25 protein-coding genes are annotated in these 21559 nt (G+C 62.5%); 21 read left to right on the top strand and 4 right to left on the bottom strand.

Translation table 11 applies throughout. The features are described from left to right. Window positions 1-11 precede the first annotated feature (11 nt). The 5 genes from AB7951_RS25635 to AB7951_RS25615 all read left to right on the top strand — a co-directional run bounded on the left by AB7951_RS25635 (window position 12) and on the right by AB7951_RS25615 (window position 3532). Window positions 12-512, top strand: coding sequence for a MarR family winged helix-turn-helix transcriptional regulator (locus tag AB7951_RS25635; RefSeq protein WP_068732586.1), 501 nt, complete (start codon window positions 12-14; stop codon window positions 510-512). Window positions 513-608: 96 nt separating this feature from the next. Then, a complete protein-coding gene (locus tag AB7951_RS25630) occupies window positions 609-1979 on the top strand; it encodes a glutamate--cysteine ligase (protein WP_120288157.1) in 1371 nt (456 codons plus the stop codon). A gap of 149 nt (window positions 1980-2128) precedes the next feature. After that, window positions 2129-2644, top strand: a complete 516-nt coding sequence (locus AB7951_RS25625) for a PAN domain-containing protein (RefSeq protein WP_116664682.1) — start codon at window positions 2129-2131, stop codon at window positions 2642-2644. Window positions 2645-2671: 27 nt separating this feature from the next. Continuing rightward, a complete protein-coding gene (locus tag AB7951_RS25620) occupies window positions 2672-3031 on the top strand; it encodes a DUF6152 family protein (protein WP_120288158.1) in 360 nt (119 codons plus the stop codon). A gap of 9 nt (window positions 3032-3040) precedes the next feature. Next, window positions 3041-3532: a hypothetical protein gene (locus tag AB7951_RS25615; protein ID WP_120288159.1), complete on the top strand. Its 492-nt coding sequence runs from the start codon at window positions 3041-3043 to the stop codon at window positions 3530-3532. Between the two features lie 16 nt (window positions 3533-3548). Here the strand turns inward: AB7951_RS25615 and lepB are convergent, their stop codons facing one another. Both lepB and tldD read right to left on the bottom strand, forming a co-directional pair. Beyond that, window positions 3549-4325: a signal peptidase I gene (gene lepB, locus AB7951_RS25610; RefSeq protein WP_120288160.1), complete on the bottom strand. Its 777-nt coding sequence runs from the start codon at window positions 4323-4325 to the stop codon at window positions 3549-3551. After that, on the bottom strand, window positions 4322-5749 hold the full coding sequence (gene tldD / locus AB7951_RS25605) for a metalloprotease TldD (RefSeq protein WP_120288161.1): 1428 nt from the start codon (window positions 5747-5749) through the stop codon (window positions 4322-4324). Before tldD ends, lepB begins: the two co-directional genes overlap by 4 nt. Window positions 5750-6092: 343 nt before the next feature. Here tldD and AB7951_RS25600 point away from each other — a divergent pair, with 343 nt between their 5' ends. Next, window positions 6093-7271 carry a PepSY-associated TM helix domain-containing protein gene (locus AB7951_RS25600; protein WP_120288162.1) on the top strand — a complete coding sequence of 393 codons (1179 nt, stop codon included), beginning with the start codon at window positions 6093-6095 and terminating at the stop codon, window positions 7269-7271. A 17-nt stretch (window positions 7272-7288) separates the two neighbouring features. Here AB7951_RS25600 and AB7951_RS25595 read toward each other — a convergent pair whose 3' ends face one another. Then, window positions 7289-7705 carry a winged helix-turn-helix transcriptional regulator gene (locus AB7951_RS25595; protein WP_120289072.1) on the bottom strand — a complete coding sequence of 139 codons (417 nt, stop codon included), beginning with the start codon at window positions 7703-7705 and terminating at the stop codon, window positions 7289-7291. A 149-nt stretch (window positions 7706-7854) separates the two neighbouring features. On the opposite strand from AB7951_RS25595, the gene AB7951_RS25590 reads away from it, so the two are divergent. The 3 genes from AB7951_RS25590 (at window position 7855) to AB7951_RS25580 (ending at window position 9520) form a co-directional block, all read left to right on the top strand. Further along, entirely contained in the window at window positions 7855-8238 is a 384-nt protein-coding gene (locus AB7951_RS25590; protein WP_120288163.1) for a DoxX family protein, read from the top strand. Window positions 8239-8328: 90 nt separating this feature from the next. Beyond that, on the top strand, window positions 8329-8841 hold the full coding sequence (locus AB7951_RS25585; RefSeq protein WP_120288164.1) for a DsrE family protein: 513 nt from the start codon (window positions 8329-8331) through the stop codon (window positions 8839-8841). A 46-nt stretch (window positions 8842-8887) separates the two neighbouring features. Further along, a complete protein-coding gene (locus AB7951_RS25580; RefSeq protein WP_439062078.1) occupies window positions 8888-9520 on the top strand; it encodes a TlpA disulfide reductase family protein in 633 nt (210 codons plus the stop codon). Between the two features lie 18 nt (window positions 9521-9538). On the opposite strand, the gene AB7951_RS25575 is transcribed toward AB7951_RS25580, so the two are convergent. After that, a complete protein-coding gene (locus tag AB7951_RS25575; RefSeq protein ID WP_439062079.1) occupies window positions 9539-10099 on the bottom strand; it encodes an invasion associated locus B family protein in 561 nt (186 codons plus the stop codon). Between the two features lie 483 nt (window positions 10100-10582). Between AB7951_RS25575 and coxB the strand changes: the two genes are divergently transcribed. The 12 genes from coxB (at window position 10583) to AB7951_RS25515 (ending at window position 21525) form a co-directional block, all read left to right on the top strand. Continuing rightward, on the top strand, window positions 10583-11428 hold the full coding sequence (gene coxB, locus AB7951_RS25570) for a cytochrome c oxidase subunit II (protein ID WP_120288166.1): 846 nt from the start codon (window positions 10583-10585) through the stop codon (window positions 11426-11428). Window positions 11429-11532: 104 nt separating this feature from the next. Then, the gene (ctaD, locus tag AB7951_RS25565) at window positions 11533-13158 is read left to right on the top strand and encodes a cytochrome c oxidase subunit I (protein ID WP_089266829.1); all 1626 of its coding nucleotides are present in this window, start codon (window positions 11533-11535) and stop codon (window positions 13156-13158) included. Window positions 13159-13259: 101 nt separating this feature from the next. After that, entirely contained in the window at window positions 13260-14201 is a 942-nt protein-coding gene (locus AB7951_RS25560) for a heme o synthase (protein WP_120289074.1), read from the top strand. A 16-nt stretch (window positions 14202-14217) separates the two neighbouring features. Continuing rightward, window positions 14218-14391, top strand: a complete 174-nt coding sequence (locus AB7951_RS25555; protein WP_120288167.1) for a CoxF protein — start codon at window positions 14218-14220, stop codon at window positions 14389-14391. Window positions 14392-14409: 18 nt separating this feature from the next. Then, window positions 14410-15030 (top strand): cytochrome c oxidase assembly protein, encoded by a 621-nt coding sequence (locus tag AB7951_RS25550; protein ID WP_120288168.1) that lies wholly within the window; start codon window positions 14410-14412, stop codon window positions 15028-15030. 101 nt (window positions 15031-15131) lie between these two features. After that, window positions 15132-15989: a cytochrome c oxidase subunit 3 gene (locus AB7951_RS25545; protein ID WP_089266832.1), complete on the top strand. Its 858-nt coding sequence runs from the start codon at window positions 15132-15134 to the stop codon at window positions 15987-15989. An 80-nt stretch (window positions 15990-16069) separates the two neighbouring features. Further along, on the top strand, window positions 16070-16465 hold the full coding sequence (locus AB7951_RS25540) for a DUF983 domain-containing protein (RefSeq protein ID WP_120289075.1): 396 nt from the start codon (window positions 16070-16072) through the stop codon (window positions 16463-16465). Next, window positions 16462-17217, top strand: coding sequence for an SURF1 family cytochrome oxidase biogenesis protein (locus AB7951_RS25535; RefSeq protein WP_120288169.1), 756 nt, complete (start codon window positions 16462-16464; stop codon window positions 17215-17217). Before AB7951_RS25540 ends, AB7951_RS25535 begins: the two co-directional genes overlap by 4 nt. A gap of 127 nt (window positions 17218-17344) precedes the next feature. Then, the gene (gene thrC / locus AB7951_RS25530) at window positions 17345-18760 is read left to right on the top strand and encodes a threonine synthase (protein WP_199712015.1); all 1416 of its coding nucleotides are present in this window, start codon (window positions 17345-17347) and stop codon (window positions 18758-18760) included. Next, window positions 18760-20049 carry a M16 family metallopeptidase gene (locus tag AB7951_RS25525; RefSeq protein WP_093761650.1) on the top strand — a complete coding sequence of 430 codons (1290 nt, stop codon included), beginning with the start codon at window positions 18760-18762 and terminating at the stop codon, window positions 20047-20049. Before thrC ends, AB7951_RS25525 begins: the two co-directional genes overlap by 1 nt. A 34-nt stretch (window positions 20050-20083) precedes the next feature. After that, entirely contained in the window at window positions 20084-20671 is a 588-nt protein-coding gene (locus AB7951_RS25520) for a GNAT family N-acetyltransferase (RefSeq protein ID WP_068732622.1), read from the top strand. A gap of 167 nt (window positions 20672-20838) precedes the next feature. Further along, a complete protein-coding gene (locus AB7951_RS25515) occupies window positions 20839-21525 on the top strand; it encodes a hypothetical protein (protein WP_439062080.1) in 687 nt (228 codons plus the stop codon). Window positions 21526-21559 lie beyond the last annotated feature (34 nt).

Below are 21559 nucleotides of genomic sequence, written 5' to 3'. Positions count from 1 at the left end.
TGGACTGAGCCATGAAACGTAAACCTTCCACCGAGGCGACAGCCGCCTGGATCCGCCTGATGCGAATCCAGAGCCGGGTGCTGGACGGCGTCGAGCAGGACCTCAAGCGCGCCGGTTTTCCGCCGCTCGCATGGTACGACGCGTTGGCCGAGCTGTCGCGCTCGCCGACCGGCGAGATGCGCCCGGTCGAGCTCGAAAAGCAGATGCTGATACCGCAATATTCGACATCGCGGCTGATCGATCGTCTGGTCGACGAAGGCCTAGCTGCACGCCGCGAATGCAAGATGGACAAGCGCGGCCTGTTCGTCGAGATCACGGCTGCCGGGCGCGAGTTGCACAAGAAGATGGGCTGCGCCTATTCAACGGCGATCGAGAAACATGTCGGCTCGAAACTGTCCGACGCAGATGCAGCAAAACTGTGCGGCCTGCTCGACCGGCTCGGCTGCGCGTGCCAAGAAGCGGCATCGACAGTGACATCGCCGGCCGCCAGAGACGCCGCGCCGGCGCGATGAACCTTAAATTTTTGCCTGCGTTCGCGACCCGCACGGGCCGCGGGCGTTCCCGACACCGCGCGCAACAGATTGCAGCGCCTTTCATTCGGAATTTCCATGGCGCGTGACCAAATCGATATGACGCCGCTGCAGTCGCGCGACGAACTCGTGGCGTGGCTGGCGGCGGGCGTGAAGCCGCCATCGGAATTCCGCATCGGCACCGAACACGAGAAGACGCCGTTTACGCTCGCCGGTCACAATCCCGTGCCTTACGAAGGCCCGCGCGGCATCGGCGCGGTGCTCGACGGCATGAAGCATCTGCTCGGCTGGGAGCCGATCATGGAAGCCGGCAATATCATCGGCCTCTATGACGTCACCGGCGGCGGTGCAATCTCGCTCGAGCCCGGCGGCCAGTTTGAATTGTCGGGCGCGCCGGTGGAGACAGTCCACCAGACGCAGTCCGAACTGATGGCGCATCTGGCGCAGGTGCGCGAAGTGGCGACGCCGCTCGGCATCGGCTTTCTGGGTCTCGGTCTTACGCCCTCCTGGTCACGCGCGCAGATTCCGGTGATGCCCAAGGGGCGCTACAAGATCATGACCAACTACATGCCCAAAGTGGGCCAGTACGGTCTGGACATGATGTACCGGACCTGCACGGTGCAGACCAATCTCGACTTCTCCTCCGAAGCGGACATGGTCAAGAAGCTGCGCGTTTCCGTTGCGCTGCAGCCGATCGCGACCGCCTTGTTCGCCAATTCGCCGTTCACTGAGGGCAAGCCGAACGGCTTCCTGTCGTTCCGGTCCGAAGTCTGGCGCGACACCGACAATGCCCGCTCCGGCATGATCCCGTGGGCGTTCGAAGACGGCATGGGCTTCGAGCGCTGGGTCGATTACGCGCTGGATGTTCCGATGTATTTCGTCAAGCGCGGCGACACTTACATCGACGTGTCGGGCTCGTCGTTCCGCGATTTCTTTGCGGGCAAGAACGAGAAGATACCCGGCGAGCGTCCCACTCTCTCGGACTGGGCCAATCATCTTTCGACGATTTTCCCGGAAGTCCGCCTGAAGCGTTATCTCGAAATGCGCGGCGCCGATGGCGTGCCGTCGGATCGTTTGCCGGCACTGTCGGCGTTCTGGGTCGGATTGCTTTATGACGACAGCGCCCTCAATGCGGCCTGGGATATCGTCAAGAACTGGACTGCGGCGGAGCGACAGGCGCTGCGCGACGATGTGCCGAAGTTGGGCTTCAAGGCGAAGATCAAGGATCGGTATCTGTTCGAAATCGCCAAAGAGTGTCTGTTGCTCGCCCATGGCGGCCTGCGCCGGCGCGGCAAGCTCGACGCGCACGGCCGCGATGAGTCCCACCATCTGGAGGCACTCGATCGGATCCTGGATTCCGGAAAGACTCCGGCCGAGCAGATGCTCGACAGGTTCCATGGCGCCTGGGGTGGCTCGGTGGCGCCCGCCTATAAGGAATACTGCTTCTAGATCAGCGGCTTGGCGAAGCTGAAAATCCGTTCATCAGCGGTACAGGTGACCGGCGTTCCAATGGCGTCCTTCTTACGCCGTTTGCAAACCGCTGAAAGTCATCCTGCATGCCGAGGAACCTGTTCAGAGCGTGTCTGACAGCCCTCGCCATGCTGTTGGTCGCAGCCGTTACGCCTGCTCAGGCGCAAACCAATTTCGATCGTCCCGGCGGTGACTATTCGCGTTCGGTCTCACTGTCCGGCGATCCGGCCGAATGCGCGCTGATCTGCGAGCGCGACAAGAAGTGCCGTGCCTGGAGCTTCAACTATCCGAGCGACAATTCCGAAAACGCGGTGTGCTGGCTGAAAGACAAGGTGCCGCCGCGGGTCGAGAGCTATTGCTGCGTCTCCGGCGTGCGTGGCGCCGGCGTCATCGAGCCGCGCACAGGTCCGGTGGAAACCTCGACAGATCGCTTTGGCGGCGACTATCGTTCGTTCGAGATCAAGAACGACGACAAGGCCGAACACGGCGATGCCTGCCGCGATGCCTGCCAGGGCGACAATAAATGCCGCGCCTGGACCTTTGCGCGGCCCGGTTATGCCGGCAAGAATGCGCGCTGCTTCCTGAAGAACGATATCAAGCCGCCGCGGCGAAAACCGGGTTTCATCTCGGGCGTTGTGAGGTAGCATTCCAGCAATAAAGGGAGTTGAGCCATGACGCGTCTCCTGCCCGCACTGACATGCGCTGGATTACTGATTGCTGTTACGACGGTCGCCGCCGTCGCCCATCACGGTTGGGGCAGCTACGACGCTGCCAATCCGGTCACCGTGAACGGTCCTGTCGAAAACAGCAAATTCGAGAACCCGCACGCGACGATCGTGATCAAGGGGGCCGACAAGGCCTGGACTGTCACTCTTGCGCCGACCTCCCGCATGACGGCGCGCGGGGCGTCTGCCGATATCGTGGCTGTCGGCAAGACCGTCTCGGCCTTCGGCTATCCATCCACCGTCGAGAAGGACGAGATGCGCGCCGAACGCATCACCGTGGACGGCAAGACCTACGAATTGCGATAGCGCCGGCTCATGACTGAGGGCGCACCCGCGATCTTCATGGCGATGGAAGCGTCCGCAATTGGCGCTGCGATCCGGCAATCGCGCTGGCTCTATATGTCCGCCAATATCGGTCACATCGTCGCGCTGATATTCTTCGCCGGTGCCATTGCGGTGATGGATGTCCGGCTCGCGGGCGGGTTAGCTGCAACGGCGCCTGGTCCGCTGCTGCGCAGGGCGCGCCGTTTTGCCATTGCCGGATTTCTCGGCCTCGTGCTCACCGGCGGCATTCTGTTCACCGCCGAAGCGAGTCATGTGGTGCTGAACCGCGTGTTTCAGATCAAGGCGGCTCTGATCGCGCTGGGCTTGCTCAATGTCGTCTGGGTTGAGGCGATCATCATGCCGAGGATCGCCGCGTTGCCGCCGCTGTCACCGATGCCTGCGGGCGCGCGGCAAGGCGCGCTGGCATCAATCGCCATCTGGTTCGCAGTCGCCATATGCGGCCGCGCGATTGCTTACTTCTGAGCTGTTGCCGCGGCGCTCAATGCACCCCGGTAAAGAACCGTGCCATGCGGAAGCCCGATAGCCAGTTGGCGACTGGCTGGTTGCGCACGCCGAGATCCCATGAGCCGACGATGGCGTCGACCCGGCCGACGAGGTTATCCATCGGCAGCAGGCCGACGCCGCCCTGGCTGACCGGCACGCGGCTGTCGGCGGAGTTGTCGCGGTTGTCGCCCATCACAAACAGATGGTCGGGGGGAATGACGACTTCCGGCGTGTTGTCGAGGCGGCCGTTGTCGCGCAGCTTGAAGATCGGATGCGACACGCCGCCGGGCAGGGTTTCGACATAACGATGCGCCGGTTCGGAGCCGCCGCTGTCGTCTTCCGCGGCACCGATGCCGTCGGCCTTCACCGACGTCGCGACGCCATTGAGCCAGACCTGACCACCGCGCAGTTCGACGCGATCGCCGGGCAGGCCGATCACACGCTTGACCCAGACCTGGGAGCGGTCACCGGGCCAGCGAAATACCACGACATCGCCGCGCTTCGGCGTGGTCGCGAAGACGCGGCCGGTCTCGGGAAGGGAGACATGAATCGGCAGCGAAGCTGTTGAGTAGCCGTAGGGAAACTTTGTCGCCAGCAATGCATCGCCGATCAGCAGCGTCGGCTCCATGGAGGCCGAGGGCACATAGAACGGTTCGGCGAGCGCGCCCTTTGCCACGAAGACAATGCCGACGATCGCGACGATCTGTGCCAGCTGGCCGGACCAGCGCTTTGCGGTCGATGCGACGGTTGTGGTTTCGGTATCCGTGGTCACGAGCCCGTTCCTCCGATGGTCACCTTGTCCATGCGCAGCGTCGGCTGGCCGACGCCGACCGGCACGCCCTGGCCGTGCTTGCCGCAAGTCCCGATGCCGTCATCGAGCGCGAGATCGTTGCCGATCATGCTGATGCGGTGCAGGTCGGTCGGACCGTTGCCGATCATCATCGCGCCCTTCAGCGGCGCGCCGATCTTGCCATTCTCGATCTTGTAGGCCTCGGTGCACTGAAACACGTATTTGCCGGAGGTTATGTCGACCTGGCCGCCGCCGAAGTTCACCGCATAGATGCCGTTCTTCACCGAAGCCAGAATCTCCGCGGGATCGCGCTGGCCGGCCAGCATGTAGGTGTTGGTCATGCGCGGCATCGGCACATGGGCATAGCCCTGACGACGACCATTGCCGGTCGGCTTCATGCCCATCAGGCGCGCGTTCTGGCGATCCTGCATGTAACCGACGAGGATGCCGTCCTCGATCAGCGTTGTGCGATTAGTGGGCGTGCCTTCGTCGTCGATCGACAGCGAGCCGCGGCGCGACGAGATCGTGCCGTCATCGACGACAGTCACGCCTTTGGCGGCGACCTGCTGGCCCATCAGGCCGGCAAAGGCCGAGGTCTGTTTGCGGTTGAAATCGCCTTCGAGCCCGTGGCCGACGGCTTCATGCAGCATCACGCCGGGCCAGCCGGGGCCGAGCACCACATCCATTTCGCCGGCAGGGGCCGGGATCGATTCCAGGTTCACCAGCGCCTCGCGCAGCGCGCCGTCGGCTGCCGTGCGCCACGAACCGCTCTCGATGAAGCGCGCATAGCCCTCGCGGCCGCCATAGCCCTTGGAACCGCTCTCCTGCCGATCACCCTGACCGGCGACGACGGAGATGTTCACGCGGACCAGCGGACGGATGTCGCGATAGCTCTCGCCGTCCGGGCGCAGGATCTCGACCACCTGCCAAGTGGCGCCGAGAGAGACCGAGACCTGGCGGACGCGCGGGTCCTTGTCGCGGACATAGGCGTCGATCTCGGCCAGCAGCTTGACCTTGGCTTCGAAGCCCGGCGCGTCCAGCGGATTGTCGTCACTATAGAGCCGCACATTGGTGTGCGAGGGCGCTGCGGCAAAGGTGCCCGCATAGCCGCCACGGACCGCATTGACCGCATCAGCCGCACGGATCAGCGCCGGGATCGATACATCGGAGGAATGCGCATAGCCGACCGCATCGTCCTTGACGGCGCGAAGGCCGAAACCCTGCGCGGTGTCATAGGTCGCCTGCTTCAGCCGGCCGTTGTCGAAACCGAGTGCCTCGGACTGGCTATATTCGAGAAACAGCTCGCCATCGTCAGCTCCCTGAAGCCCCCGCATCAGCTCGCGGCGAACCTCGTCGCGGTCCAGATTGGCGCGGTCGATCAGGGAGGTAGTGGCTGGGCTGGTCATGCGGGCTCCAATGTCAGCGGCGCGGCCCCGGCGCCAGGCGCGGGGCCACGATTTCAATTTGTAGCGACAACCCGGGGGTGGGTCGCCTTACAATGGCGTAACCTGCGGCGAAACAGGCGATTCAAACCAAGATAGGTGCTGTTTTGACAAAAAGGGAGGCCTGCACATCGCCGGGGCGAGATCCTCTGGGGGCAACCGTGCCAGCCATGATGGGGCTACCTTGGAGCTATTACAAACTGCGCTCCGATGCGCCTCAGGCTGCGGTGCGGTAGACCTCCGAGCACTATCCTGTGTGAACGGTATTCCTTGCAGGACTAATCTCTTCTGGCAGTTATCGCTTTTCATGGCCTCACGAACCAAATCCGCATTCCTGCAAGTCCATTCCATCATCGGCCTGGCGATCTCGCTGATCCTGGGCCTGATCGGTCTGACCGGCGCCATGCTGAGCTTCGAGGACGAAATCGTCGCTGCGCTGAATCGCGATGTGACGAAGGTGGATCCGCGCCCCGCACCTGTGCTCGGACCTGATGAGCTGGTGGCGCGGGTTCAGGCGGTGCCAGGGGCGGGCAAGGTTGGTCTCATTGTCTTTTCGAGCGAGCCCGGCACGGCGGTGCGGATGCGCTTTGCCCGCAGCGAGACTGGGGAGCGGTCGTCGGTTTATGTCGATCCCTATGACGGCCGCGTCGTCTCGGCGATGCAGGGGGAGGGCTTCTTTGCGACCCTGCGCAACCTGCATCGCTTTCTGCTGCTGCCGGGCAACGGCAATGGCTATGGCCGTCTGATCACCGGCGTCGCCGTGCTCGGCCTGTTCGTATTGCTGATCTCCGGGATGGTGCTGCGCTGGCCGCGCCGTGTCCGCAGCATCAAGGCCTGGCTGAGGCCGAATCTGGCGATGCCCGGCCGTCCGTTTCACAGGTCGCTGCACAGCGTCGTCGGCACGTGGTTGCTGCCGGTCTATCTGGTGACCATTCTCACCGGCCTTTGGTGGTCGTTCGACTGGTACAAGGCCAGCGCGACCTGGCTTCTGTCGAGCAAGCCCGCTGCGAGTGCGCCGGCAATGCGCGGAGCAAAGGGGGGCGCCAAAGCACCTGCCGCCGATGCGCCTCCGTCACTCGACAAGGTCTGGTCGACGTTTCTGGCTGATCAAGGCAGCCGCTATGCGATGGCGATCATGCAGGTGCCGAACGGACCGGGCAGTGTCGTGCGTATCCGCTCGGTGGCAAAGGATGCGTCATTCGATGAAGCGCGCGACGATTTCCGCATCGATGGCGTGACCGGCCGCATGGTGTCGGCAGAGCTCTACAACGACAAGACATTCGGTGAGCGCATTTTGGCCGCGGTGCTGCACATCCACACCGGTGCGTTCCTGGGACTGCCCGGTCGCATTGTGTTCTTGCTGGCCGCGGCCTTGATGCCGCTGTTCACCGTGACCGGCTTCATCCTGTATTTCTCGCGCCGCCGCCTGCGTGCGGCATCGAAGCCCGGGCGCCGTCATGCGGTCGGGCTGGTGCCCGGCGAGTAAGTCGCTCCATTTCTGGATTAAGGATGAGTCAGGGGCGCTGCGCTCTCGTCGGAGCCGGGTGAGGTCGTGGATCGGGCCTGCATCGCAGAGAAATGCGCCTGCGACCATCGGAACAGTTCCTCGAAGACCGGCCTGAGCGCTCTCGCCGATTCCGTGATTTCATATTCCACCCTCGGAGGGATCTCGGCGAAGACCGTGCGCTTGACGAGTCCGTTGGACTCGAGATCGCGCAGTTGTGTCGTCAGCATGTGTTGCGTCACATTCGGAATCGCGCGCTGCAGTTCTCCGAACCGGTGTTTGCTCTGGACCAGTTGCCAGAGGATCTCACATTTCCATTTGCCGGTAATCATCCCCAGCGCCCGATGAAAATCTTCTACGTCCCGTCCCTGCTGACATTCGGGGAGCGCGATATCGCCTGTTTTTCCATTGGTCATGTTTTTCATACTATCTCAGAAAAAGCATTCTACTTGTCTTTTTCATCTTACTGCCGAAATTTGTGCTTCGAAAGCGCCCCGTGGATCTGAAGCAGACTTTGCCGTCAGCCGCGTCGCCGAAACCGTTTTGACCATCTTCGGAGCTGCCCATGTCATCGTCTTCCGTCACCTCCTCAGCACCGCGGCGCTGGACCTCCATCAGTCTCTGGGCCGTCAGGGGCTTGCTCGCTCTTGCGTTCGCCGCTGCGGGGACTGCCAAGCTTTACGGCGTGCCGATGCTCGTCGAGGAGTTCGAACATATCGGCCTTGGGCAATGGTTCCGCTATCTGACCGGCACGCTCGAAATCTTCGGAGCGGCCCTGATCATCGTTCCGTCAACGGTCGCGTTTGGCGCGGTCCTCCTGTGCTGCATCATGATCGGTGCGATTTTCACGCATGTGTTTGTCATCGGCGGCTCACCGCTTCCTGCGATCGTGCTGCTCGCATTGAGCGCTATCGTGGCTTACGCCAAGCGCAGCATGATCCTCAGGTAGCGAGCGCTCACGCTCTCATCCAGCCATCCACGGATTGCCGTTGAAAAAAGCCGAACCTTTCAGTGTGCTCGAGTGCAAGTGATGATTTCAATGCGGAGTTATAGCGGCAAGGCCTTGGCCATGGTGGCGTTCGGTCTGGCGTTTGCGGCACCGTTATTCGTCACTCTGGCTTTGACGGATGCGGGGTCCGCCATTTCAAAGCCGTGGGCGCCGGAGACGAAGCCTGCGGCGGCCAAGGCACATCGTCTCGTACTGCAGATCAACACTGACGACCCGACCGTCATGAGAGCGCTGATTTCGACGTCGCTGAACCTGCCGAAATACTACCGGGAGACGAAGCAGGACTTCTCGATCGAAATCGTCGCTTACAACGCCGGTATTCATATGTTTCGAGTGGACACGTCGCCGGTCAAGGAACTGCTGAAGGTCGTCCAGGCTCTCACCCCTGACATTCGCTTCGTGGTCTGCGAAGCGACCAAGCTCGGTATGGAGCGCAGCGAGGGCCATCCGATTTCGTTTATCGACAATGTCCAGATGGTTCCGAGCGGGCCTGGACGGATCATCGAGCTGCAGGAAGCGGGTTGGTCCTATATCCGATCCTGAGCGGCACGCTTCGCTACCCTATCTGATGCCCATCGGAGGCTGGACCGTGACAACACCGCACCGCGCACGGGCTGTCGCTCGCTCGCCAATCTCGCGACGTACGCTGCTCAAACGGGCACTGGCCACGACGGTCGCATTGGCCGCGGGACGCACCAACGCGGATGCGCGGCCTGATGGGCCGCCGCCCTTTGGCACCACCCGGCATGAGTTCACTGTCATCCGAGGAGCGCGGCCGATCCCGTCCGTTGCGGTGCCTCGCCTTGTTGGCAAGCCGGTTGATCTGACCGCGTTTCCAGGAAAGGTCGTTCTGGTCAATTTCTGGGCGACATGGTGCCCGGCCTGCAAGACCGAGTTGCCGATCCTTGATCGGCTTCAGGACATCGAGACACGCGCAAATCTGCAGGTCATCGCGATCGCCACCGATCGCGCAGACGTCGCTTCGTTCGTGCGCAACCTGAAGCTGAGACATCTCGATGTCGGTATCGACCCTGGTGGACTGGTCGCGCGTGCCGGCGAGGTTGCCGCTCCCGACACTCCGTTCAGCCTCTATGCGATGCCTATCTCATATCTGATCGGAACGACGGGGCAGGTCGAGGGATATCTTGCTGGAGAGGCCGACTGGACGTCTGAAGATGCCCGGCGATTGCTGGACTATTACAGAGGGCGCGGTTCCGGCTAATGCTGCCGGGTTCAAGGCCTATGGCAGCTTGTCGTAACCCTCGCCGATGCCGTTGAGGCTGAGCGGGAAGCCGATGCCTTCTTCGGGGGTTTCGAAGATGATGAAGGTGGCAGTCTTGGCGGTGCGGAGCTGGGCGAGCAGCTTGTCGTCCATTACGACTTCGGCAACACAGCCATTGGGCAGGCAGCGCACGAAGCCGGCGCGGCCGACGTCCTGATTGTCGAGCTTGAGGCCGAGGCCGGACGGCAGCAGCACACCGAGCGGCGCCACCACACGCATCAGCTTGCTCTTCTGGTCGGCGGTCTTCAGCACGATCACCGTCAGGCCGGCATTGGAACGGTCTTCCGCCACCACGCTCTGGATCAGGGCACATTGCTCGGCCTGGGCGCCGGGCGGGGTGTCGCAGCGGATTTGCCAGTCGCCATGAACGGAGCGCACCGCACCCTGGGCGCTGGCGGTAGCCGGGACGGCGGCGATCGCCGCCAGGGCGAGACAACCGACCGCCAGCCTGCGCCAGCCTGCGATCCCGTGGGCCGGGCGGTTCAGGGTCGGTTTATGCTGCAACTTCGAGTGCCCCATCCGGGTCGATTCCTTAGGCGGTGACGTGGTGGTCGTAGTCCAGGGCAGCACGCTTGACGCTGTCTGTCCGGAGGATTTTTCCAGACCACGGAATGATACGGCAATGACGGCGCCTTGAAGGCATCCACGGAGCCACGAAAGCGCCCGCAGGCGCGAATCAGCATCCTGCCGATCGCCTGATCTGTGCCTACATCGGACAATTCCGCTGTCAAGCGCCGTTCGGCTGCCGCACGCCTCTTTATGCCTGATTTCATGCAGCAATTGCGACCTTCGTTCAATACCGCCGAATGCATTACGGGATGCGCCACTCCTGCATTGCGACAGACCGCGAATTATGGTTTGAGAGGCTAGATTTCGACGCATTCTAACAACTGCCTCCAGGCCAATCACTTGGGCGTTTTGGCAAATTGGCAGGGTGCGGATCGGGCGGCATAATTCGGCGACAGGCCGAAATGCGACAGTAAATATGGGAGCGCGAGCGGCATGAGGATGTCGAGGGGCCAGATTGGCCGCCGGTTGCTGGGGTTAGCAGTTGTTGGGGCCGGGCTTGCTTTTGGCGGTGCTGCATTCGCAGAGGTGATGGGCCAGCCCGCGCCGTGGGAATTCAAGCTGCAGGAAGCTGCCACGCCGGTGATGGAGAACATCACCTGGTTTCATAATTTCCTGCTCTGGCTGATCACCGCCATCACACTGTTCGTGCTTGTACTTCTCGTCATCGTGGTGATGAAGTTCAACTCCAAGGCCAACCCGGTCGCATCCAAGACCACGCACAACACGCTGATCGAAGTGGCGTGGACCATCATCCCGGTTCTGATCCTGGTCGCAGTGGCGGTGCCGTCGTTCCGTCTGCTGTTCCTGGAACTCGATATTCCGAAAGCCGACCTGACCATCAAGGCAACCGGCAAGCAGTGGTTCTGGACCTACAGCTATCCCGACAACGGCCCGTTCGAATTCGACTCGCTGATGGCCACCGACAAGCAGCCGCGCCTGCTTGCCGTCGATAACGAAGTCGTCGTTCCCGTGAACAAGGTCGTGCGCGTGCAGACGACCGCCGCGGACGTCATCCATTCCTTCGCGATCCCGTCTTTCGGCATCAAGATCGACGCCGTTCCGGGCCGTCTGAACGAGACCTGGTTCAAGGCCACCAAGACCGGCATGTTCTACGGCCAGTGCTCGGAACTGTGCGGCAAGGATCACGCGTTCATGCCGATCGCGATCCGGGTCGTCAGCGATCAGGAATTCACCGCATGGATCGAGACAGCGAAGAAGAAGTTCGCGTCCAATCCGGCGAATTCCTACGCTTCGGCCGGAACTGCTGTGGCGCAGTAAGCGGTTGGCGGAGCCGCGAGGCTCCGCACGCACTGTAAGAAATTAGGGCGAGGGGACCGCAAGGTCCGAAAGACTGCCAGAAGAAGACAAAGCAGGATTTGAAAATGGCAACGACCGCGGCAACACCGGCTCACGACGATCACGCCCACGACGATCATGCGCATGCGCATCCGACGGGGTGGCGGCGTTACGTCTATTCGACGAACCATAAGGACATCGGCACGATGTACCTTATCTTCGCGATCGTGGCGGGCGTCATCGGCGGCATCATGTCGATCCTGATCCGCATCGAGTTGATGTATCCGGGCGTCCAGATCTTCCACGAAAGCCACACCTACAACGTCTTCGTCACCTCGCACGGCCTGATCATGATCTTCTTCATGGTGATGCCCGCGATGATCGGCGGTTTCGGCAACTGGATGGTGCCGCTGATGATCGGCGCGCCGGACATGGCGTTCCCACGCATGAACAACGTGTCGTTCTGGCTGCTGCCGGCTGCCTTCGCGCTGCTCATCATCTCGACCTTTGTGGAGGGCGAGCCCGGCGCGAACGGTGTCGGTGCCGGCTGGACCATGTATGCGCCGCTCTCGACATCGGGCCATCCCGGTCCCGCCGTCGACTTCGCGATTCTGGCGCTGCATATCGCCGGTGCATCGTCGATCCTCGGTGCCATCAACTTCATCACCACCATCTTCAACATGCGCGCGCCGGGCATGACCCTGCACAAGATGCCGCTGTTCGTGTGGTCGATCCTGGTCACCGTGTTCCTGCTGCTGCTGTCGCTGCCGGTTCTGGCGGGCGCCATCACCATGCTGCTGACGGACCGTAACTTCGGCACCACGTTCTTTGCCGCGGACGGCGGCGGCGATCCGATCCTGTTCCAGCATCTGTTCTGGTTCTTCGGTCACCCCGAAGTGTACATCCTGATCCTGCCTGGCTTTGGCATGATCTCGCAGATCATCTCGACCTTCTCGAAGAAGCCGGTGTTCGGTTATCTCGGCATGGCCTATGCGATGGTGGCCATCGGCGGCATCGGCTTCGTCGTCTGGGCGCACCACATGTACACCGTCGGCATGTCGTCGGCGACGCAGGCCTACTTCGTTGCCGCCACGATGGTCATCGCGGTGCCCACCGGCGTGAAGATCTTCTCCTGGATCGCCACGATGTGGGGCGGTTCCATCGAGTTCAAGGCGCCGATGTTGTGGGCCGTGGGCTTCATCTTCCTGTTCACCCTCGGCGGCGTCACCGGCGTCGTGCTGGCCAATGCCGGCGTCGATCGCGTGTTGCAGGACACCTACTATGTGGTGGCGCACTTCCACTACGTGCTGTCGCTGGGCGCTGTGTTCGCCATCTTCGCCGGCTGGTATTACTGGTTCCCGAAGATGTTCGGCTACATGTATTCGGAAACCATCGCCAAGGCGCATTTCTGGGTCACCTTCATTGGCGTGAATCTGGTGTTCTTCCCGCAGCACTTCCTGGGTCTGTCGGGCATGCCGCGCCGTTATGTCGACTATCCGGATGCCTTCGCCGGCTGGAACCTGGTCTCGTCGATCGGCTCCTACATCTCCGGCTTTGCCGTGCTGATCTTCATCTACGGCGTGATCGAAGCTTTCGTCCGCAAGGAACAGGCTGCGAACAATCCGTGGGGTTCGGGCGCGACCACGCTGGAATGGACCCTGAGCTCGCCACCGCCGTTCCATCAGTTCGAAGTGCTGCCGCGCGTTCAGTAAGTGGTTTTCGTGCGGCGCTCTTGGGTGCCGCACCGAGTTAATGCCTCCGCCGAACTCGCAAGGGTTTCGGCGGAGTGCTCGTAACAAAAGTGAGAATGATCTTGTCCGTCCTCGACCACCATACCATCGACCTGTCTGCCCCCCGCATCTCCGAAGCGGGTGTTGCCGACTACATCGCGCTGCTCAAGCCGCGGGTGATGTCGCTGGTCGTGTTCACGGCGATGGTCGGTTATTTCCTAGCGCCGGGCGATCATCACCCGGTGCTGGCGATCACCTCGATCCTCTGTATCGCTGTCGGCGGCGGCGCCTCCGGCGCGCTGAACATGTGGTACGAAGCCGATATCGACGCCCTGATGTCGCGCACCGCCAACCGCCCGATTCCGCGCGGTCGCATCACCCGGCCGGAAGCACTGACCTTCGGTCTGGTGCTGGCCTTCTTCTCGGTGATGACGCTCGGCATCCTCGTCAACTGGCTCGCCGGCGCGCTGCTCGCTTTCACCATCTTCTTCTATGTCGTGATCTACACCATCGCTCTGAAGCGCTGGACCGCGCAGAACATCGTCATCGGCGGTGCAGCCGGCGCGCTGCCGCCAGTCGTTGCCTGGGCTGCGGCGTCAGGAACGCTCTCGATGGAGCCGGTCCTGCTATTCCTGATCATCTTCTTCTGGACCCCGCCGCATTTCTGGGCGCTGGCCCTGTTCCGCAACGACGATTACACCCGCGCCGGCGTGCCGATGCTGCCGGTGGTTGTCGGTCCCGACGCGACCCGGCTGCAGATCCTGCTCTACACCGTTGTGCTGGTCGCAACTGCCGTCGCACCTTGGCCACTCGGCTATTTCTCTGCCATCTACGGCACGGCTTCGCTGATCCTTGGCGCCGGCATGATGTATCTCGCCGTCGAGGTCTATCGTCTGCGCGAAGGCACGCCTGCCAATCGCGCGACTCGCAAGCTGTTTGCTTTCTCGATCGTCTATCTGTTCGCGCTGTTTGCCATTCTGTTGCTCGAGGTGGTCGTGAAGGCCATCCTCCCGATGGTCTGGTAGAGGGGCGCATGATCCGATGGACAATGAGCGCAAGCCTACCGAGCCAGAGGGCATCGTCCTCACCGAGGCGCAGAAGAAGAGCCGGCGCGAACGCTCGCTGGCCATCGCCTGGGCGCTCGGCATTCTCGTCGTGCTGTTTTTTGCCGTCACCATGGTCAAGGGGCCGGCCGTTCTCATCCGGCCGATGTAATGACAGAAGCCGAGTGACATGACCGATCAGCCGCAGAACATCAAAGCCTCGAAGCCGCGCCTCGGTCGCGATGTGGCTGTGGCTGCGGCGTGCGGTCTGCTGGTCGCCTTCATGGTCGGCGCGTCCTACGCCGCCGTGCCGCTATATAACTGGTTCTGCCGCGCCACCGGCTTCAACGGCACCACGATGGTGGCGAGTTCAGCACCCGCGACGGGACCGATCGCGCGCAAGATCGCCGTGCGCTTCGATGCCAATGTGTCGGGCGGCCTGCCATGGAAATTCGTCCCGGAGCAGAGCGAGATCGAGGTCAAGATCGGCGAGGTCGTGACCGTGTTCTATACGGTGACCAACCAGTCCGCCCGTACCACCTCCGCACAGGCTGCCTATAATGTAGCGCCGCTGACGGTGGGTGCGTATTTCCAGAAGATCAATTGCTTCTGCTTCACCGACCAGACCCTGGCGCCCGGTGAGAAGCGCGAAATGCCCGTCGTATTCTATGTCGATCCTGCGCTGGCCGCGGATAGCGAGAATGACGGACTGAAGTCGATCACACTGTCCTACACGTTCTACCCCCTGCGCGATCCGGCGCCGAAGCCGCTGGCGGCGACGGAGACTGACAAGCGCAAGGGAAACCTCTGAGATACGGGTAACCTTCAGGAGAAATCCTGGAGCGTTCCAAGTTATAAAATTGAGAGAACTCGCACCGGCTTCAACCGGCGCAGCTGACGGAGAGAACCGCAATGGCTACGGCGCAAGCAAAGCACCACGACTATCACCTCGTCGATCCCTCGCCGTGGCCGGCGGTAGGCTCGCTGTTCGCCTTCATTATGGCGGTCGGCGCGGTCAGCTGGATGCACCACATGTATGCCGCGGCGCCCATCGTGTTCGGCGTCGGCACCATCGGTGTGCTCTACGTGTTCGCAAGCTGGTGGACCGACGTGGTTCGCGAAGCCCAGTACAAGGGCGACCACACCCGCGTGGTGCAGATCAGCCATCGCTACGGCATGATCCTGTTCATCGCTTCGGAAGTGATGTTCTTCGTCGCTTGGTTCTGGGCCTACTTCAATTCGTCGCTGTTCCCCGGCGATCCCGTGCATGCGACCCGCGAAGCGCTGTTCGGTGGCGTCTGGCCGCCGAAGGGCATCCAGACCTTCGATCCCTGGCACCTGCCGCTGCTCAACACGCTGATCCTGCTGACCTCGGGCACCACGGTGACCTGGGCGCATCACGCGCTGCTGGAAGGTGACCGCAAGGCGGTGAAGTATGCGCTGATCCTCACGGTGCTGCTCGGCGCGGCCTTCTCCTGCGTGCAAGCGTTCGAATACGCCCACGCTGCTTTCGGCTTCAAGGGCAACATCTACGGCGCGACTTTCTTCATGGCGACCGGCTTCCACGGTTTCCACGTGCTGGTCGGCACCATCTTCCTGCTGGTCTGCCTGTTCCGCGTCTATGCCGGTCACTTCACGCCGAAACAGCATCTCGGCTTCGAATTCGCCGCCTGGTACTGGCACTTCGTGGACGTGGTCTGGCTGTTCCTGTTCGTCACGATCTATGTCTGGGGCTATGGCGGCCCTATCGTCGGCGCAGCCGCGCACTGACCGTATTCGGGTGCTACAAGAGGGCGGCCGCAGGGCCGCCCTTTTTGTTTGGCGCTTGCGCCGTGAAAGAATTCGACTCGATGCCCGATCAAGCAGCTGTTCCCGTCAGTCTTGGCCAGACCGTCATCCGCGGCCTTACCTGCAAATGCCCGCGCTGCGGTGCGGGCAAGCTCTATGCGGGCTTCATCAATCTGGCGCCGCGCTGTGAGCGTTGCGAACTGGACTATGCTTTCATCGACACCGGTGATGGCCCGGCAATCTTCATCATCATGCTCGCCGGTGCCATCGTGGTCGGTTGCGCGCTGGTGGTAGAGGTTAAGTACCAGCCGCCATTCTGGCTGCATGCCGCGCTATGGCTGCCGCTGATTCTCGCGACCACGCTGCTGCCGTTGCGCTCAATGAAGTCGCTGCTGATCGCCCTGCAATTCCACCACAAGGCTTCCGAAGGCCAACTCATCGATCGCGCGCCGAAATGAACACTGTTGCAGCGCGCCGGCGCAGTATCACCGGTCTCGGCATCGTCACGCTCATCATCGTCGGTGTGCTCCTCAGCCTCGGCTTCTGGCAGTTGCAGCGCCGTACCGAGAAACACGCGTTGATCGCCGCACTCACGGAGCGCCTTGCAGGTGCGCCCGGCACATTGCCCGCGCCAGCCACATGGAGCACGCTGACCCCGGCGAAGGACGAATTCCGCCGCGTCAGCTTCTCGGCCACCTACAAACCCGTGCCGGACGGCATGGTCTACAGCTCCGGCTCCGGGGTGCGGCCCGATGTGCCGGGCCCGGTGACCTGGGCCTTCCTGCCGGCGCAGCTGGCATCCGGCGAGACCGTCGTGATCAATGCAGGCTTCGTGCAGAACACGATGCAGGATCGCGCGCAGCAGGACCGCGCCGTGCAGAAGCTCATCACCGGCACCCCCGTGACCCTGACCGGCTATCTGCGCTTTCCCGAAACCGCGGGCACGTTGACGCCCCATGACGACGTCAACAAGCGTCTGTGGTTCAACCGCGACCAGCGCGCCATGGCGCAGGCGCTCGGCTGGGGCCCTGTCGCGCCGTTCTATGTCGATCTGGAAAGTCCGGTGCCGGCCAACGCCATTCCGAAGCCCGGTCCGCTCGAAATCCATCTCAAGGATGACCACATGCAATATGCCATCACATGGTTTGGCCTCGCGGCCGCCGTGGTGATTGCTTTCGGGGTCTGGATCAGGGGCCAGCGGCGAGCCTGAACCCTGGCCAAAGTCGGTTTCCTCGCCCGGCGAAACCCATTATGGTGCCCTTCGATTTCACGCGGCGTGAAGTTTTAACCCCATTATTATCAAAGGCTTGGCGGTTTCCGCGCCTTTGGAGGACGCCTTGACGACCTATATCTCGACGCGGGGAGAGGCCCCGAAACTCGGTTTTTGCGATGTCATGCTGACCGGGCTTGCCCGCGACGGCGGCCTCTACATTCCCGAGGTCTGGCCCCAGTTGTCAGCCGAGACCATCGCGTCGCTGTTCGGTCGGCCCTATTGGGAAGTCGCCGTCGAGGTGCTCCGGCCATTCGTGGCCGGCGAGATTTCCGACGAGGATCTCGGGCGCATGGCCAATGAGGCCTATGCCACCTTCCGCCATCCCGCCGTGGTGCCGCTCGACCAGACCGCGCCGAACCAGTTCATGCTCGAGCTGTTTCACGGCCCGACGCTGGCGTTCAAGGACGTCGCCATGCAGCTCATCGCGCGGTTGATGGATCATGTTCTCGCCAAGCGCAATCAGCGCACCACGATCGTGGTCGCGACCTCCGGCGACACCGGTGGCGCTGCCGTCGATGCCTTCGCCGGTCGCGACAATGTCGATCTCGTCGTACTGTTTCCGAACGGCCGTATTTCCGACGTGCAGCGTCGCATGATGACCACGACCGGCGCGTCGAACGTCCATGCGCTCGCCGTCGAGGGCCATTTCGACGATTGCCAGGCGATCGTGAAGGGCCTGTTCAACCATCACAAGTTTCGTGACGCCGTGTCGTTGTCAGGTGTGAACTCGATCAACTGGGCGCGTATCGTTGCGCAGGTGGTTTACTACTTCACCTCGGCAGTCGCCGTCGGTGCGCCTGCACGCAGCGTTGATTTCACGGTACCTACCGGCAATTTCGGTGACATCTTTGCGGGCTATGTGGCCAAGCGCATGGGTCTGCCGGTACGCAAGCTGCGCGTCGCCGCCAACGTCAACGACATCCTCGATCGTACGCTCAAGACCGGCATCTACGAGGTGCGTGAGGTTCACGCCTCGTCGTCGCCGTCGATGGACATTCAGGTGTCGTCGAATTTCGAGCGCCTGCTGTTTGAAGCCTCCGGCCGCGATGCTGCGCTGGTGCGCGGGTTGATGGATTCGCTCAAGCAGTCCGGTCGTTTCGTGCTGCCCGAGAAAGTGCTGACCGCGATCCGTGCCGATTTCGAATCCGGCCGCGCCGATGAGGATGAGACATCGGCTGCCATTCGCGCGGCGTGGCGCGAAACCGGCGACCTGATCGATCCGCATACTGCCGTGGCATTGGCCGTCGCCGATCGCGACACCACCGAGATGCATGTGCCCAATGTCGTGCTGTCGACGGCGCATGCAGCGAAATTCCCCGATGCGGTGGAGGCGGCTTGCGGCGTGCGGCCGGCATTGCCCGTCTATCTGGAAGGGCTGATGACGAAGCCCGAGCATATTAAGGTCATGAAGAATGACCAAAGCGATATTGAGCAGTTCGTGCTGTCGGTCAGCCGCGCTGCGAAGCAAGGAGTGTCCTGATGACTGTCGAAGTTACCAAGCTGCCTTCGGGCCTGACGGTCATCACCGATACCATGCCGCATCTGGAAACCGCAGCGCTCGGCGTCTGGACCGGCGTCGGTGGCCGCGATGAGAAGCCCAACGAGCACGGCATCTCGCATCTGCTCGAACACATGGCGTTCAAGGGCACCAAGAAGCGTTCGTCGCGCGAGATCGTCGAGGAGATCGAGGCGGTCGGCGGCGATCTCAATGCCGCGACCTCGACCGAAACCACGGCCTATTACGCCCGCGTGATGAAGGCCGATGTGCCGCTGGCGCTGGATGTGCTCTCCGACATTCTCGCCAATCCGACGTTCGTGCCGGACGAGCTGGAGCGCGAGAAGAGCGTGATCGTGCAGGAGATCGGTGCGGCACAGGACACGCCGGACGATGTCGTGTTCGAACATCTCAACGAGCTCTGCTATCCCGACCAGCCGATGGGCCGTTCGCTTCTGGGCACCGCCAAGACGCTGAAGGGTTTTGATCGCGACATGCTGCAGAGCTACCTGTCCACGCATTATCGCGGGCCGGACATGGTGGTGGCTGCCGCAGGCGCCGTGAATCACCGCCAGGTTGTGCATGAAGCCGCCGATCGCTTTTCCAGCTTCGAAGGCACGGCTGCGCCGAAGCCGCAACCGGCGATGTTCGGCAAGGGCGGTTCGCGTGTGGTCAATCGCGATCTCGAACAGGCGCATCTGACGCTGGCGCTGGAAGGTTTGCCGCAGTCGGACCTGTCGCTGTTCAGTCTGCAGGTCTTCACCAACATTCTCGGCGGCGGCATGTCCTCGCGGCTGTTCCAGGAAGTGCGCGAAAAGCGCGGTCTCTGCTATTCGATCTACACCTTCCACGCGCCCTATACCGACACCGGCTTCTTCGGTCTCTATACCGGCACCGATCCGACCGATGCACCTGAGATGATGGAAGTCATCGTCGATGTCATCAACGAGTCTGTCGAGACATTGACCGAAGCCGAGATTGCCCGCGCCAAGGCGCAGATGAAGGCCGGGCTGCTCATGGCGCTGGAGAGCTGCAGCTCGCGCGCCGAGCAATTGGCGCGGCACATGCTGGCCTATGGCCGGCCGCTCACCGTGGAAGAGCTCGTCCAGCGCATCGATGATGTCAGCGTGGAATCGACCCGCAATGTCGCCCGTGGCTTGCTGACGCGCAGCCGCCCGGCCGTGGCGGCGCTCGGCAGCGGCCGGGGGCTGGACACGGCAGTGGCTTTTGCGGAAGGATTGACCCGCGCCAAGGACAAGAGCCTGCTCCACTAGGCAGGTGAGGTCCGAGGCATCAGGGAGCGAGCCTATGGCCCTGTTTCGTTTGCCATCAAGCATGCCGGCGGCGCTGGCGCCGCGCGGCTACGGCGTTGCATTGCGCGCGCCCGTGATGAGCGATTTTCCGCAATGGGCCGATCTGCGTGAGCTGAGCCGGGGTTATCTCACGCCGTGGGAGCCGATCTGGCCGTCAGACGACCTGACGCGCTCCGGCTTTCGCCGCCGTCTGCGCCGCTATGCCGACGATGCGTCCGCTGATCGCGCCTATCCGTTTCTGGTGTTTCGCGAGTCCGATGGCACGCTGCTGGGCGGCGTGACGCTCGCCAATGTGCGCCGGGGCATCGTCCAGGCCGGCACCATCGGCTACTGGGTCGGCCAGCCCTATACCGGGCAGGGCGTGATGACCGCGGCGCTGCGGGTGTTGTTGCCAACGTTGTTTGGCGAGTTGAACCTGCACCGCATCGAGGCCGCCTGCATTCCCACCAACCTGCCGTCGGTGCGGGTGCTGGAGAAGTGTGGCTTCTCGCGCGAGGGACTGGCGCGGCGTTATCTCTGCATCAATGGCATCTGGCAGGATCACCTGCTTTACGGCATGCTGCATGAGGACTTCCGCGGGTAGTTCTGCTGCAGCGCGATGTCCAGATGTGGCGCAATGGCGCGCATCTGTCCTCTCTCAAGCGCCTTGTTTAAGTGCCTTGGGTTCGCCGCCATTGCGCTGTTATAAGGCCCTGCGCACGCCTTGGGCGGGGCTGCGCAAACGACTGAATTTCCGGGGATATCTTCACAATGCGCAACATTCGTTCGATGCCGATCAGCGGCTGCACCGGCGCGCTCCGCGGCCTGCTGGTGATCACTGCAGCAAGCCTGACGCTGGCCGGTTGCGGCGGCGGCAGCATGTTCGGCGGCGGTTCGCCGAGCAGCAGCGGTGGCGGAAGCCCGTCGATGACCGATCGCTTCACCCAGTTGTTCTCGGGCAAGTCTACCGAGGTCGGCGCGCCGCAGTCGCCGCAGACCGACGAGAACGATCTGACCTGCCCGAGCGTCAGCATCCGGCCGGGCGCCTCGACCTATGCGGTCGGCGCCGCAGGCAAGCCTGCGGTCGGCAACGATCTGGCTTTTCAGGCCACCATCACCCGGACAGCGCGCTCCTGCGATCTCAATGGCGGTCAGATCTCGGTCAAGATCGGCATCCAGGGCCGCGTCATCGTCGGGCCGGCCGGCGCGCCAGCAGTGGTCGATGTGCCGCTGCGTGTCGCCGTGGTGCAGGAAGGTGTGACGCCGAAGACCATCGCTACCAAGGTGTTCCAGACCAATGTGCAGATTGGCAGCGAGACCAGCGTGCCGTTCAGTCTGGTCGGTGAGGATCTTGTTTATCCCGTGCCCACAGGCACTGCAGGCGATTCCTACATCTTCTATATCGGCTTCGATCCGCAGGCCCTGAAATCGCAGGCACCCGCACGCAAGCGGCGCTAAGGGGTTATCCGAGCCAACAAAAAAGCCGGCGCGA

The organism is Tardiphaga sp. 285_C5_N1_2 (assembly GCF_052076065.1).
GTDB classification, from domain to species: domain Bacteria; phylum Pseudomonadota; class Alphaproteobacteria; order Rhizobiales; family Xanthobacteraceae; genus Tardiphaga; species Tardiphaga robiniae.
The sequence above is the reverse complement of the archived record's forward strand: the minus strand, read 5'-3'. Positions and strand labels throughout refer to the sequence as shown.

Bases quoted from the DNA above. Each gene is read 5' to 3' on its own strand.
- AB7951_RS25635 (WP_068732586.1), top strand. From the start codon at position 12: ATGAAACGTAAACCTTCCACCGAGGCGACAGCCGCCTGGATCCGCCTG.
- AB7951_RS25630 (WP_120288157.1), top strand. From the start codon at position 609: ATGGCGCGTGACCAAATCGATATGACGCCGCTGCAGTCGCGCGACGAA.
- AB7951_RS25625 (WP_116664682.1), top strand. From the start codon at position 2,129: ATGCTGTTGGTCGCAGCCGTTACGCCTGCTCAGGCGCAAACCAATTTC.
- AB7951_RS25620 (WP_120288158.1), top strand. From the start codon at position 2,672: ATGACGCGTCTCCTGCCCGCACTGACATGCGCTGGATTACTGATTGCT.
- AB7951_RS25615 (WP_120288159.1), top strand. From the start codon at position 3,041: ATGACTGAGGGCGCACCCGCGATCTTCATGGCGATGGAAGCGTCCGCA.
- tldD (WP_120288161.1), bottom strand. From the start codon at position 5,749: ATGACCAGCCCAGCCACTACCTCCCTGATCGACCGCGCCAATCTGGAC.
- AB7951_RS25600 (WP_120288162.1), top strand. From the start codon at position 6,093: ATGGCCTCACGAACCAAATCCGCATTCCTGCAAGTCCATTCCATCATC.
- AB7951_RS25595 (WP_120289072.1), bottom strand. From the start codon at position 7,705: ATGACCAATGGAAAAACAGGCGATATCGCGCTCCCCGAATGTCAGCAG.
- AB7951_RS25590 (WP_120288163.1), top strand. From the start codon at position 7,855: ATGTCATCGTCTTCCGTCACCTCCTCAGCACCGCGGCGCTGGACCTCC.
- AB7951_RS25585 (WP_120288164.1), top strand. From the start codon at position 8,329: ATGCGGAGTTATAGCGGCAAGGCCTTGGCCATGGTGGCGTTCGGTCTG.
- AB7951_RS25575 (WP_439062079.1), bottom strand. From the start codon at position 10,099: ATGGGGCACTCGAAGTTGCAGCATAAACCGACCCTGAACCGCCCGGCC.
- coxB (WP_120288166.1), top strand. From the start codon at position 10,583: ATGAGGATGTCGAGGGGCCAGATTGGCCGCCGGTTGCTGGGGTTAGCA.
- ctaD (WP_089266829.1), top strand. From the start codon at position 11,533: ATGGCAACGACCGCGGCAACACCGGCTCACGACGATCACGCCCACGAC.
- AB7951_RS25555 (WP_120288167.1), top strand. From the start codon at position 14,218: ATGGACAATGAGCGCAAGCCTACCGAGCCAGAGGGCATCGTCCTCACC.
- AB7951_RS25550 (WP_120288168.1), top strand. From the start codon at position 14,410: ATGACCGATCAGCCGCAGAACATCAAAGCCTCGAAGCCGCGCCTCGGT.
- AB7951_RS25545 (WP_089266832.1), top strand. From the start codon at position 15,132: ATGGCTACGGCGCAAGCAAAGCACCACGACTATCACCTCGTCGATCCC.
- AB7951_RS25540 (WP_120289075.1), top strand. From the start codon at position 16,070: ATGCCCGATCAAGCAGCTGTTCCCGTCAGTCTTGGCCAGACCGTCATC.
- AB7951_RS25535 (WP_120288169.1), top strand. From the start codon at position 16,462: ATGAACACTGTTGCAGCGCGCCGGCGCAGTATCACCGGTCTCGGCATC.
- AB7951_RS25525 (WP_093761650.1), top strand. From the start codon at position 18,760: ATGACTGTCGAAGTTACCAAGCTGCCTTCGGGCCTGACGGTCATCACC.
- AB7951_RS25520 (WP_068732622.1), top strand. From the start codon at position 20,084: ATGGCCCTGTTTCGTTTGCCATCAAGCATGCCGGCGGCGCTGGCGCCG.
- AB7951_RS25515 (WP_439062080.1), top strand. From the start codon at position 20,839: ATGCGCAACATTCGTTCGATGCCGATCAGCGGCTGCACCGGCGCGCTC.